The following is a 12131-nucleotide window of genomic DNA, read 5'->3' on the forward strand; positions in this document are numbered from 1 at the left end:
TTGCCGGGACAAGGATAGGGCTCCGATCGCCTTGACCCGGTTGCTTCACGTGCGTGGCACGATGTGGAGGTTCAGTGAAGCGAACCGATAATCGCAGGCAGGTGCGATTCGTGCATCGCTTTTCACCCCCCGCGCCCCGGGTGTTGTGCACTCGTTATGCCGTTGCCCCACTCGTCCCGTCTGTCCTAAGTCTGCCCCGACTGTTTTATCGGCGCGCAGAGGGGGCTATACGCTTCAAAAAGGCTCCAAAATTGGGCATTCTTCGCATGTGGTGACCTTGGACGTACGGCCCCAGCTGATCGACGCACTTTCCGCACTGCGCGACCGTGTCGCTTCCGTGCGTCTTCCACTGCCTCTTCCCGGGGCGCCGCGCGCCCGGCAGACGAGGGCCGAGCTGCTCGCGCAGCTCGACGACTATCTGCTTCCCAGGCTCCGGGATCCTGAAGCACCGCTGCTCGCGGTCGTCGGCGGATCCACCGGTGCCGGGAAGTCCACGCTCGTCAACTCCCTTGTGGGGCGGCGGGTCAGTGAGGCAGGGGTGTTGCGGCCCACCACACGGACCCCCGTACTGGTGTGCCATCCCGAGGACCACCACTGGTTCGCCGGGATGCGGGTGCTGCCGCACCTCACCCGCGTGTGGCTGCCGCAGCAGGAGGAGGACGGCAGGACGGGCGCCGGGGCCATGGAGGAGAACGCGCTCCGTATCGACACCGCCGCCTCCCTGCCCCGTGGACTCGCGCTGCTCGACGCCCCCGACATCGATTCACTCGTGGTGGTCAACCGGCTGCTGGCCGCCGAGTTGATCTGCGCCGCCGATGTGTGGGTGATGGTGACCACCGCCTCCCGTTACGCGGACGCCGTGCCGTGGCATCTGCTGCGTACCGCCAAGCAGTACGACGCCTCGCTGGTGACCGTGCTCGACCGGGTGCCGCATCAGGTGCTCGACGAGGTGTCACGGCAGTACGGCGCGCTGATGACCAAGGCGGGACTCGGTGACGTACCCCGGTTCACCATCCCCGAACTGCCCGAGTCGGCCGGTGGCGGGAGCGGGCTGCTGCCCACCACCGCCGTCGCGCCGCTGCTCGCCTGGCTCGCGCACCGGGTGCAGGACCCCGCCGCCCGCCAGCAGGCCGTGGTCCGCACCGCGGCGGGCGTCATCAACTCGCTGAACGTGCGGATGCCGGAGCTGGCCGGAGCGGTGGCCACGCAGTACGCCGCCGCCGTACGGCTGACGAGCGCGGTGGAGGACGCCTACGGGGCCGAGGGGGAACGGGTGCGCAGGCAGCTCCAGCGCGGCGCCGTACTCGCCGGGGACGCGCGGACCCGCTGGCGCGGCTATCCGCGGTACAGCTCGGCCCGGGAGCTGCTCGATTCGCTGACGGAGAGCCTCGGCGCGCTGCTCCAGTGCGCCGTGGCCGCCGCCGACGAGCGGGTGCAGGAGGCCTGGCAGCGCGAACCGGCGGCCGGCGCCCTCCCTGTGCCGGGCCCGGACAGGGAAGTGACGGAACGGGTCGGGATGGCCGTACGCCGCTGGCAACGGGTCCTGGAGGAACTGGCCGAGGAAGAGGTGCGGAAGCTGGACCGGAGCGCCGCGCCCGACGCCGAGACCGTGGCGGCGCTGCTCGCCGCGGCCCTGCTCGGCGGGCGGCGGGCCCGGATCGCGGGGGAGCGGCTCGCGGAGCGGATCGGGGCGCAGGGCGCGCTGCGGCTGCGTGACCGGGGCGGCGCGCTCGTGACGACGTACATCGATCGCGTACTGCACGGGGAGCGCGACCGGCGGCTGGCGCCACTCGACGCCCTCGGGGTGACCCCGGAGCCGCAGGCCGAGCTGATCGCCGCGCTGTCCGTACTGCAGAGGGAAAGGTGACCGAGGTGACCGCTGTGACGGATGAATCCGGGGAGTCCGCGAAGGCTGAGAAGCCAGGAGCGGCCGCAGCCGCCGGACAGTCCAGAAGAACCGGCAGGAGAAAGAAGTCAGGAGCGGCGGAGAAGTCAGGAGCGGGAGAGAAGACAGGAACCAGGCGCGACACGGTGGAGAGGGCAGGCGCGGCGGAGAGGACAGGCACGGCGGAGAGGACAGGCACGTCGCAGGGTTCCGGCGAGTCCGGCGCCGGCTGGGACGACGGGCTGATCGCCCGGCGCGCCGACGAGAGGGGAGCCAAGGCCGACGAGAGGGGAGCCAAGGCCGACGAGAGGGGAGCCAAGGCCGACGAGAGGGGCGCCAAGGAGCGTCCTGCCTATCCGGAACGGCCGGACGGGACCGGGACCGGGACCGGCGGGCTCAGCCGGGCGGACGACCTCAACGGCGTCGAGGGCCTCACCGGCGCGCGGGACCGCTCGGCGGCCGCCCAGGACGAGACCGACGCGCACACGCCCATCGGCGGCCCGTTCGGAGGCGCGCTGCGGGTACGTCTCGACGCCCTGGGCGAGCTGGTCGGGCTGTCGCGGGCCCGGCTCGAAGGGTCCATCCTCGCCGAGGCGGGACGCGTACTGGACGAGGCGTCCGCACGCCAGCGGCTGTCCTCGCGCCACACCGTCGTCGCCATCGCGGGAGCGACGGGCAGCGGCAAGTCGACCCTGTTCAACGCCCTGGCCGGGGTACCGATCTCGGAGACCGGGCTGCGCAGGCCCACCACCTCCGCCCCCATCGCGTGCATGTGGTCGGACGGCGCGGCGGGGCTGCTCGACCGGCTCGCCATCCCGGGGCGGCTGCGGCGCAGGCCGCTGGCGGGCGGCGACGGCGACGACGAGCTGCACGGCCTCGTCCTCGTCGATCTCCCCGATCACGACTCGGCCGTCATCCGCCACCGCGACCAGGTGGACCGGGTCATCGCACTCGTGGACGCGGTGATCTGGGTCGTCGATCCCGAGAAGTACGCGGACGCCGCGCTCCACGAGCGCTATCTGCGGCCACTCGCCGGGCACGCGGAGGTCACCTTCGTAGTGCTCAACCAGATCGACCGGCTGCCCGGCGAGGCCGCCCACCAAGTGCTCGACGATCTGCGCCGGCTGCTCGACGAGGACGGCATGGCCCTGGGCGAACACGGCGAGCCGGGCGCCACCGTGCTCGCGCTCTCCGCGCTCAGTGGGCAGGGCGTGGGTGAGTTGCGCGAGCTGCTCGGACGGTTCGTACGGGAGCGGAACGCGCCGGCGCGCCGGCTGTCGGCCGATGTCGACGCGGCGGCCCGGCGGCTGCGGTCGGCGTATGTCGCGGAGGGGCGTACGGGACTCGGTGAGCGCTCCCGCGAGCAGTTCGCGGACCGGCTGGCCTGGGCGGTCGGCGCGGTGGCGGCGGGCGAGGCGGCGGAGCGCGAGTGGCGAAGGAACGCCGGGCGGGCCTGCGGGACGCCGTGGCTGCGGCTCTGGCGGTGGTACGAGAGCACCCGGACGCCAGGCGGCGGCACCCCGCAGGCCCCGGCAGTCGTGGAGGAGGAGCTGACGGCCAGACAGCGGGTGGAACAGGCCGTACGTACGGTGGGGGAGGAGGCGTCCGCCGGACTGCCCGCGCCGTGGGCGCACGCCGTACGCGAGGCGGCGGTACGGGGCGCGGAGGGGCTCCCCGAGGCGCTGGACGAGCTGGCGGTGACGGCGGGGACGCCGAGCGGCCGGCCGCCGCGGCCGGCCTGGTGGCCCGCCGCCGTGCTGGCGCAGGCCGCGATGACGCTGCTTCAGATCTACGGGGCGCTCTGGCTGGTGGGCCAGATCATCGGCGTACTGGAACCGGGGCTGCTCCCGCCCGTGCTGGTCATGCTCGCCGGGATCATCGGCGGTCCGCTCGTGGAGTGGGCCTGCGGGGCGGCGGCCAAGGGGCCGGCGCGGCGGTACGGGCAGGACGCCGAGCGGCGGCTGCGCGAGGCGGCGGCGGGCTGCGGACGGGCGAGGGTGCTGGACCCGGTCTCGGCGGAGCTGATGCGGTACCGGGAGGTGCGGGAGCAGTACGTGACTGTCTCGCGGTGACGGAGTAATGGCGGGCACCCGGGCGGGCGGGTGACCCGGTTTTCCACAACTGACAGGTAATCCACAGGCTCCAGCGCATTCTTTCCGTCCGGTCCAGCATGGGATCAGTCAATGCAGCCGGATGGGAGGGGCCGTTATGAACGACACCGTGGTGACGGTGGTGGGGAATGTCGCAACAGGTGTGGAATTCAGGGAGTCGGCCACGGGCGGGGTGGCGCGGTTCAGATTCGCGGTCACCGGGCGCCGCTGGGACCGGCAGAAGGAGGTCTGGGCGGACGGGCCGACGAGCTTCTACACGGTGTGGGCGTGGCGGACGCTGGGAGCGAATCTGGCCGCGTCGGTCTCCGTCGGTGAGCCGCTCGTGGTGCACGGCAGGCTGCGGGTGCGGGACGAGGAAGGGGAGGGACAGCGCAGGACGTTCGTGGACATCGACGCGGTGGCGGTGGGACACGATCTGACGCGCGGGACCTCGGCGTTCAGACGCGTGGTCAGGGCGGTTCCTTCCCTGACGGAACGTCACGAGGACGCGACTCAGGGCCAGATGCCACGCCGGACGCCGGGGCAGGCAGCGGGTCACGTGCCGGGTCGGACACCGGGGCAGACGCCGGGTCAAGTACCGGTCCGGGCGCCGGGTCAGGGCACGATTCCGTTCGAGCGTCCGGATCCGGCGCCGGTGGGGACCACGGTGTGAGCGGCGGCGCCAACGGCGGCGGACCGGCCGTCGACTGTGGAGATTTGTCGATATACCCAGCCGTATTCCGCGAGTGCGCCGGGTACTCGATAACGATTCCGATTCGGAACGGTTATCTGATCCTTGGGCGGGCACCGGGGCTTCCCGTCGTCCATAGGATTCCCCAGTACTCACGGGGCACTTGAGTCTGCCGGCGAGGCATACCCCCCACGCGTTCACACGCGGAAGAACCTCGCCCGAAGGGAATTCTGTGTTTTCTGCGATATCTGCGTCATCCGTACGGAGTCGAGGCGCCGCCCGTCTCGCCGCCGCGGTCCTGGTCTCGGGCCTGGTGGCGATGGGCTCCCTGGCCGGCGCCGGCGCGGCCACCGCCGATGAGGCGCCTCAGCACCAGGGCGGCGCGGCCGCCACCCTGGACGGGCTGAAGACCTACGACGGCGCCGTCCTCCACACGGACGGCAAGGACCAGCAGCTGCCCGCCGGGCTGTTCGAGATGACCGTCGACGGTGGCGGCAAGCTCAAGACGTACTGCATCGACATCCACAACCCGACGCAGGACCAGGCGAAGTACCTGGAGACCCCCTGGGACCAGACCTCGCTGGGTGCCAACCAGAACGCGGGCAAGATCCGCTGGATCCTGGAGCACTCCTACCCGCAGATCGACGACCTCGCCGCGCTGGCGGGCACCGCGGGCACCGGACCGCTCACCGAGAAGACCGCGGCGGCCGGCACCCAGGTCGCGATCTGGCGCTACTCGGACAACGCCGACGTCGACGCGAGTGACCCGCAGGCCGAGAAGCTCGCCGACTGGCTGCAGCAGAACGCGCAGGACGCCGCGGAGCCCAAGGCCTCGCTCACCCTGGAGCCCGGCGCGGTCTCCGGCAAGGCAGGCGAGAAGCTCGGTCCCGTCACCGTCCGTACCGACGCCGCGAGCGTCACGGTGACGCCGCCCGCCGACGCCGCCGCCAGCGGTGTCAAGGTCACCGACAAGGACGGCAAGGCCGTCACCACCGCCGTCAACGGCACGGAGCTGTACTTCGACGTGCCGGCCGGTGCCTCGGACGGCACCGCGTCGCTCGGTGTGCAGGCCACCACCTCCGTGCCGGTCGGCCGCGCCTTCGCCGGTGTGACCAAGAGCCAGACGCAGATCCTGGCCGGCTCCAGCGACTCCACCGTCGCCGCGACGGCCACCGCGAACTGGGCCAAGCAGGGTGCGATCCCGGCGCTCACGGCGGAGAAGAACTGCGCCAAGGGCGGCATCGACGTCACCGCCACCAACAGCGGTGACGAGCCGTTCACCTTCGATCTGAAGGGCACCGAGCACTCGGTCGCCGCCGGTGAGTCCCAGACCATCACCGTTCCGGTCGGCGAGGACGAGGCGTACGACTTCACCATCACCGGGCCCGGCGGGTTCACGCAGACCTTCAAGGGCGTCCTGGACTGCAAGACCACCGGCAGCGAGGGCCCGGCGCCCGAGCAGCCCTCCTCGCAGCCCAGCGCGGCCTCGGCCGGCGGCTCCACCGCGGGCAGCACGGGCGACCTGGCCGAGACCGGCTCCTCCAGCGCCACCCCGATGATCGCGGGCATCGCCATCGCGCTCGTCGTGCTCGGCGGCGGAGCGGTCTTCTTCCTCCGCAAGAAGAACGCGGCAGCCACCGGAGAGTAAATGACCCCTGGCGCTGAGTGATTCGGCGCCGACCGTGGCCCCCGGTACGCGACAGCGTGCCGGGGGCCACTGGTGTGCGGCGACGGGCCGGACACGGCGCCGTCGGCCCGGTCACTGACCGCAGGAGATCTCAGCCAGCCATTCCGGGGCGTAGCACTCGTCGAACGACCACTTCTGGTCCGAGTAGCGGTCGTCCGTGCTGTCGGTGTACACCTCGAGCCCGCCTTGCGGCGTCAAGCGGTAGTACTCACGAATCGGGTCACCCTCCACGGTGGGCCGGGTCACCTTCAGTTCCGCGCTCTCGCCGCTCTTCAGGGCTCGCTGGAGGCAGCCGATCTCCCGCACCCCCTTCTTCCGCATCTCCTCACCCTGATCCAGGCTCACCGCGCCACACCGTGGAGACTCGGCTCTGGACTCCCAGCGTTCCTTCACCGGATCGTTCAGCCCGCCGCAACCGGCGGCCACCAAGACCGTGGCCACTAACGCGAAGAACCGCACGCGGCCCGAAACACGGGCCCTGCTCTGACGTATCACGTCACACCCCTCCCTGGCCGTGGGACGCGACCCCGAACAAACCGGTTCCGCCCGCGTGCGCGCCGCACCGGTGACAGATCACTGACGTAAGCGGTCGGCCGATGTCCAGGTCAGGGACCACGGAGCGGTACTGGTTTCCCCCGGGGGATGGACGTCAGGCAAGATGGGGTGTATCTGCCCTCACGCGGCGGAGCCGCACATTGGCCCTTCTCGATTGCCGGACGGTTTCTCTTGGCTGAGTACATCTACACGATGCGCAAGACGCGTAAGGCGCACGGCGACAAGGTCATCCTCGATGATGTGACGCTGAGCTTCCTGCCGGGCGCGAAGATCGGTGTGGTGGGTCCGAACGGCGCCGGTAAGTCCACCGTGCTGAAGATCATGGCCGGCCTGGAGCAGCCCTCCAACGGCGACGCGTTCCTGTCCCCGGGCTACACCGTCGGCATGCTCCTCCAGGAGCCGCCGCTCGACGAGTCCAAGACCGTCCTGCAGAACGTCCAGGACGGCGCGTCCGAGATCATGGGCAAGCTCAACCGCTTCAACGAAGTGGCCGAGCTGATGGCGACGGACTACTCCGACGCGCTCATGGAGGAGATGGGCAAGCTCCAGGAGGACCTCGACCACGCCAACGCGTGGGACCTGGACACCCAGCTCGAACAGGCCATGGACGCGCTCGGCTGCCCGCCCGGCGACTGGCCCGTCACCAACCTCTCCGGTGGCGAGCGCCGTCGCGTCGCGCTCTGCAAGCTGCTGCTCGAAGCCCCCGACCTGCTGCTCCTCGACGAGCCCACCAACCACCTGGACGCCGAGTCCGTGCAGTGGCTGGAGCAGCACCTCGCCAAGTACCCCGGCACCGTCGTCGCCGTCACCCACGACCGGTACTTCCTCGACAATGTCGCCGGCTGGATCCTGGAGCTCGACCGCGGCCGCGCCATCGGCTACGAGGGCAACTACTCCACGTACCTGGAGAGCAAGCAGTCGCGTCTGAAGGTCGAGGGCCAGAAGGACGCCAAGCGCGCCAAGCGGCTCAAGGAAGAGCTCGAGTGGGTCCGCTCCAACGCGAAGGGGCGGCAGGCCAAGTCCAAGGCCCGCCTGGCCCGTTACGAGGAGATGGCCGCCGAGGCCGACAAGATGCGGAAGCTGGACTTCGAGGAGATCCAGATCCCGCCGGGCCCGCGGCTCGGCAGTGTCGTCGTCGAGGTCGAGCACCTCACCAAGGCCTTCGGCGACAAGGTCCTGATCGACGACCTGTCGTTCAGCCTCCCGCGCAACGGCATCGTCGGTGTCATCGGCCCGAACGGTGCGGGCAAGACCACGCTGTTCAAGATGATCCAGGGCTTCGAGGAGCCGGACTCCGGCATCATCAAGGTCGGCGACACCGTCAAGATCAGCTATGTCGACCAGACCCGCGGGAACATCGACCCGAAGAAGACGCTGTGGGCCGTCGTCTCCGACGAGCTGGACTACATCAACGTCGGCCAGGTCGAGGTGCCCTCGCGGGCCTACGTCTCCGCCTTCGGCTTCAAGGGCCCGGACCAGCAGAAGCCGGCCGGGGTGCTCTCCGGTGGTGAGCGCAACCGCCTCAACCTGGCGCTGACCCTCAAGCAGGGCGGCAACCTGCTGCTCCTCGACGAGCCGACCAACGACCTCGACGTCGAGACCCTGTCGTCGCTGGAGAACGCGCTGCTGGAGTTCCCCGGCGCGGCCGTGGTCGTCTCCCACGACCGGTGGTTCCTGGACCGCGTCGCCACGCACATCCTGGCGTACGAGGGCGACTCCAGGTGGTTCTGGTTCGAGGGCAACTTCGACTCGTACGAGAAGAACAAGGTCGAGCGGCTCGGCGCGGACGCCGCCCGCCCGCACCGCGCCACCTACAAGAAGCTCACGCGGGGCTGACATGGGCCGCCACATCTACAGCTGCCCCCTGCGCTGGTCGGACATGGACGCCTTCGGGCACGTCAACAACGCGGTCTTCATCAGCTATCTCGAAGAGGCCCGCATCGACTTCATGTTCCGGCTCGCGCCGGGCGACGGCTCCCCGTCCTTCTCCGGCGGGTCCGTCGTGGCCCGCCACGAGATCGACTACAAGCGGCCGCTGGTCCACCGGCACGAGCCGGTGACCATCGAGTCCTGGGTGACGAAGATCAACGCCGCGTCGCTGACGATCGCGTACGAGATCAAGGACGCGGACCAGGTGTACGTACGGGCCTCGACGGTCGTCGTGCCGTACGACCTGGCGGCCGGGCGGCCGCGACGGATCACCGAGGAGGAGAAGTCCCACCTCCTGAAGTACCTGGACGCGGACGAGGGTGCTCTCGCGGCATGACCACGCCCGTGACGGCACTGGAGTTCGCCGACGCGCGGGAGGCGGCCGATCTCGGCGCCTTCCTCGCCCGGCTGATCCACTACGACCGCGCCGCCGCTGTCCGGCTCCAGGCCGGCGGCGGCGCGCTCGCCGTGTTCGGCCGACCGGCGTCCTTCGAGGTGCTGGCCATCCGTACCGCCAGGCTGGCCGCACCGTACGAACTGGATGTCACCGTCTCCGCCGGTGAACTCCTCGAATCCATCGACGAGACCGAGAGCGCCGCGGCCGTCCCCGCAGCTGTCACCGGTCCGCCGTGGGCCGGAGTGCTGCCGCCGCGCGGCGGCTGGCAACAGGTGCCAGGACTGCCGGACGAGGACGCGATCCGGGCCGCGCTGACCGCCGCGGTCGCCGAATTCCGCTCCCGGGACGAGCAGTTGACGCCCGACAGCCGGACCCGCGCCGAACGCGACCGGATCGGCCGCGAGATATGGTCCAGGACGCTCGGCGACACCCGTCTCCCGCTGCGGGCCGTGCACGCCGCCCAGTCGCTGGGCTTCCTGCGCCCGGTCCGGGTCATGGTGGCGGCCGGCCCGGCGCCCGAGGAGCCGTTGGCGCTGCTGGCGTCCGGCGGCTGGCTCCGGCTCCGTACGCGGTACGGCTCGATCGCGGTACGCCGCGCGGGACTCGGCAGCCTCACGGTCACCCCGGCCTGAGACACACCCACCCCGGCCTGAGCGCGCGCCCGCGCGCCCGGGTCCGGGGGGGTGCCCCTATGGGTTTGGTCAAGCGCCAGGACCGATACTGGGCATCGACTGTCTCTGTGGGGGAACCGATGTATGCGTGGGCAGAGGTTGCGTGGGGTGTGGTCTTTGGTGTCGCCACTTTGATGGTGGCGTTCAACTATCGCGATGTTGCGTGGCGGATCCACGGCTTCATGGCGAACACAGTGGGGATCAATCGGCTCCTGACACCGGCGATGGTCAGGTTCACCTGTGGTGTTCTGGCCACCGCTTCGGGCGTGAACGTCGTGGTCGGTCTGGCCCGGCCCTGAGCGACTGGCGAGGATCCGTAGATGGCTCATGTCGCTGTGGCTGGCCGGGCTTCGTAGAAGGTGCCGTCGCGGAGCATGGCGAAGAGGACGTCGGCTCGTCGTCTCGCGAGGCAGAGGAGTGCTTGGGTGTGGTGCTTGCCCTGGGCGATTTTCTTGTCGTAGTAGGCCCGGGATGCCGGGTGGCCGAGGGCGGCGAACGCGGAGAGGAAGAAGGCCCGTTTGAGCTGCTTGTTCCCTCTGCGGGAGGGTTGCTCGCCGCGGATTGAGGAGCCCGAGTTGCGGGTCGCCGGGGCGAGGCCGGCGTAGGCGGCGAGGTGGGCGGCGGAGGGGAAGCTGCTGCCGTCGCCGACTTCGATGAGGATCCTTGCTCCGGTCCTGATACCGACGCCCGGCATCGAGATCAGGACCTTGGAAAGAGGGTGGGCTTCCAGCAGTTCCTCGATCCGCCCGGCCAGGAGCTTGCGCTGGTCGAGGACGGCGGTGAGTGAGGCGGCCAGGCTCGGGACGATCAGCGCGGCCGCCTCGGTGCCGGGCACCACCACGGTCTGCTCGTCCAGCGCGGTGAATATGTCGTCGGCCAGTCGCTCGGCCATCCTTGGTGCCTTCGGCGGCAGCAGCGTGACCAGCCGGCGCCGGCCTGCCTTGCGGATCTGGGCCGGTGACCCGAACCGTTCCAGCAGGGCCAGGACGGCCGGGTGCTGCAACCGCGGCCCCAAGACCCGTTCCAGGGACGGGTGGATCTGGGTCAGCAGACCGTGGAGCCGGTTCGCGACCCGGGTGGCCTCGCCCGTCAGGTCGTCGTCGAAGCCGACGATCATCTCCAGCTCGGCGATCGTCTCGTCTTCGAGGTCGACCGAGCGCAGGGTGTGGGGCATCGCGCGGGCGGCGTCGGCGATGATGAACGCGTCCTTCGCGTCGGTCTTGACCTCGCCGGGGTAGAGGTCAGCGATCCGCCGCATCGTCAGGCCGGGCAGGTAGGCGACGGGGCAGCCCATGTCCCGGGCCACTGCCAGAGGCAGGGCGCCGATCGAGGCCGGCTGGTCGACCACGACCAACACCGTTCCGTGCTTGGCCTGGAGTTTCGCGAACAGCTCACGCAGCTTCGGCTCGGTGTTGGGCAGGCGTTTGTCGAACGCCTTCTTCCCGGCCGGAGTGACGGCGGTGGCGTGGTGTTCGCCCTTGCCGACGTCTAGGCCGAGATAGACGTCGATGTCGCCGGTTTCGATCACGTGCGTCCTTTGGTCGTGCCCTGCCCGGCCTCACCCACGGCACCGATCCGCCACATCCACGTTACGAAGAGCCTCCCGGCCTGCCGGACAGGCCGGTGGTCATGCCCCTAATCAGCGGTCAGTCAGTGCCTCCGGACCCGGTGACACCACCCCCCGGATCATGGTCAACAAGGGGGGAAGTCATGCCGGACCCGGAGGCCGGGAGCCCCGTTGCGGGGCCACCAAAAAGGTAATGGGGGGGCAGCTCAGCCCGGGGTGTTCACCATCGAGGCGGCGGCATAGGTGAGGTAGTCCCACAACTGCCGCTCGTGCGCCTCGGACAGTCCCAGCTCGTCGACCGCCACCCGCATGTGCTTCAGCCAGGCGTCGTGCGCGGCCTTGTCGACGGCGAACGGGACATGGCGCATCCGCAGCCGGGGGTGGCCGCGGTTGTCGCTGTAGGTGCGGGGACCGCCCCAGTACTGCATCAGGAAGAGCGTGAAGCGCTCCTCCGCGGGGCCCAGGTCCTCTTCCGGGTACATCGCCCGCAGCAGCGGGTCCTCCGCGACCCCCTGGTAGAAGCGGTGAACCAGGCGCCGGAAGGTTTCCTCGCCGCCGACCTGCTCGTAGAAGGTCTGCTCCTGAAGCGTGCCGTGCGGAATCTCTTTCACCCGTCCATGGTCTCAGACGCACCGGCCGAGGACCTCGGTCCTAGGTCC

The 12131-nt window shown here is 70.3% G+C and carries 11 protein-coding genes; 8 read left to right on the forward strand and 3 right to left on the reverse strand.

The annotated features are described in order from the left end of the window. Positions 1-277: 277 nt before the first annotated feature. The 4 genes from ACZ6MZ_RS19580 (at position 278) to ACZ6MZ_RS19595 (ending at position 6314) form a co-directional block, all read left to right on the forward strand. Positions 278-1867: a dynamin family protein gene (locus ACZ6MZ_RS19580; protein WP_384188337.1), complete on the forward strand. Its 1590-nt coding sequence runs from the start codon at positions 278-280 to the stop codon at positions 1865-1867. Between the two features lie 164 nt (positions 1868-2031). Next, the gene (locus ACZ6MZ_RS19585) at positions 2032-3957 is read left to right on the forward strand and encodes a YfjP family GTPase (RefSeq protein WP_469353235.1); all 1926 of its coding nucleotides are present in this window, start codon (positions 2032-2034) and stop codon (positions 3955-3957) included. A 136-nt stretch (positions 3958-4093) separates the two neighbouring features. Then, positions 4094-4648, forward strand: coding sequence for a single-stranded DNA-binding protein (locus ACZ6MZ_RS19590; RefSeq protein WP_469353237.1), 555 nt, complete (start codon positions 4094-4096; stop codon positions 4646-4648). A gap of 250 nt (positions 4649-4898) precedes the next feature. After that, positions 4899-6314, forward strand: coding sequence for a Cys-Gln thioester bond-forming surface protein (locus ACZ6MZ_RS19595; RefSeq protein ID WP_469353238.1), 1416 nt, complete (start codon positions 4899-4901; stop codon positions 6312-6314). 111 nt (positions 6315-6425) lie between these two features. Here the strand turns inward: ACZ6MZ_RS19595 and ACZ6MZ_RS19600 are convergent, their stop codons facing one another. Continuing rightward, the gene (locus ACZ6MZ_RS19600) at positions 6426-6848 is read right to left on the reverse strand and encodes a hypothetical protein (RefSeq protein WP_469353240.1); all 423 of its coding nucleotides are present in this window, start codon (positions 6846-6848) and stop codon (positions 6426-6428) included. A gap of 231 nt (positions 6849-7079) precedes the next feature. Here ACZ6MZ_RS19600 and ettA point away from each other — a divergent pair, with 231 nt between their 5' ends. Genes ettA through ACZ6MZ_RS19620 form a run of 4 tightly spaced genes read left to right on the forward strand, consistent with a single transcriptional unit; the run spans position 7080 to position 10204 of the window. Next, positions 7080-8744, forward strand: coding sequence for an energy-dependent translational throttle protein EttA (ettA, locus tag ACZ6MZ_RS19605; protein ID WP_384188320.1), 1665 nt, complete (start codon positions 7080-7082; stop codon positions 8742-8744). Position 8745: 1 nt separating this feature from the next. Then, on the forward strand, positions 8746-9174 hold the full coding sequence (locus ACZ6MZ_RS19610) for an acyl-CoA thioesterase (protein ID WP_389787841.1): 429 nt from the start codon (positions 8746-8748) through the stop codon (positions 9172-9174). Beyond that, the gene (locus ACZ6MZ_RS19615) at positions 9171-9866 is read left to right on the forward strand and encodes a DUF8010 domain-containing protein (RefSeq protein ID WP_389787843.1); all 696 of its coding nucleotides are present in this window, start codon (positions 9171-9173) and stop codon (positions 9864-9866) included. The genes ACZ6MZ_RS19610 and ACZ6MZ_RS19615 overlap by 4 nt, the downstream gene beginning before the upstream one ends. Before the next feature lie 59 nt (positions 9867-9925). Then, on the forward strand, positions 9926-10204 hold the full coding sequence (locus ACZ6MZ_RS19620) for a hypothetical protein (protein WP_469353242.1): 279 nt from the start codon (positions 9926-9928) through the stop codon (positions 10202-10204). A gap of 26 nt (positions 10205-10230) precedes the next feature. Here ACZ6MZ_RS19620 and ACZ6MZ_RS19625 read toward each other — a convergent pair whose 3' ends face one another. Together ACZ6MZ_RS19625 and ACZ6MZ_RS19630 are read right to left on the reverse strand one after the other, a co-directional pair. Further along, entirely contained in the window at positions 10231-11433 is a 1203-nt protein-coding gene (locus tag ACZ6MZ_RS19625) for an IS110 family RNA-guided transposase (protein WP_469353243.1), read from the reverse strand. Positions 11434-11678: 245 nt separating this feature from the next. Continuing rightward, entirely contained in the window at positions 11679-12083 is a 405-nt protein-coding gene (locus ACZ6MZ_RS19630) for a globin (protein ID WP_384188315.1), read from the reverse strand. Between the last annotated feature and the right edge of the window lie 48 nt (positions 12084-12131).

The organism is Streptomyces sp. NPDC042201 (assembly GCF_055582185.1).

What these genes read in the sequence shown, in the direction of transcription:
- ACZ6MZ_RS19590 (WP_469353237.1), top strand. Translation starts at nt 4,094, where the DNA reads ATGAACGACACCGTGGTGACGGTGGTGGGGAATGTCGCAACAGGTGTG.
- ACZ6MZ_RS19610 (WP_389787841.1), top strand. Translation starts at nt 8,746, where the DNA reads ATGGGCCGCCACATCTACAGCTGCCCCCTGCGCTGGTCGGACATGGAC.
- ACZ6MZ_RS19615 (WP_389787843.1), top strand. Translation starts at nt 9,171, where the DNA reads ATGACCACGCCCGTGACGGCACTGGAGTTCGCCGACGCGCGGGAGGCG.
- ACZ6MZ_RS19620 (WP_469353242.1), top strand. Translation starts at nt 9,926, where the DNA reads ATGGGTTTGGTCAAGCGCCAGGACCGATACTGGGCATCGACTGTCTCT.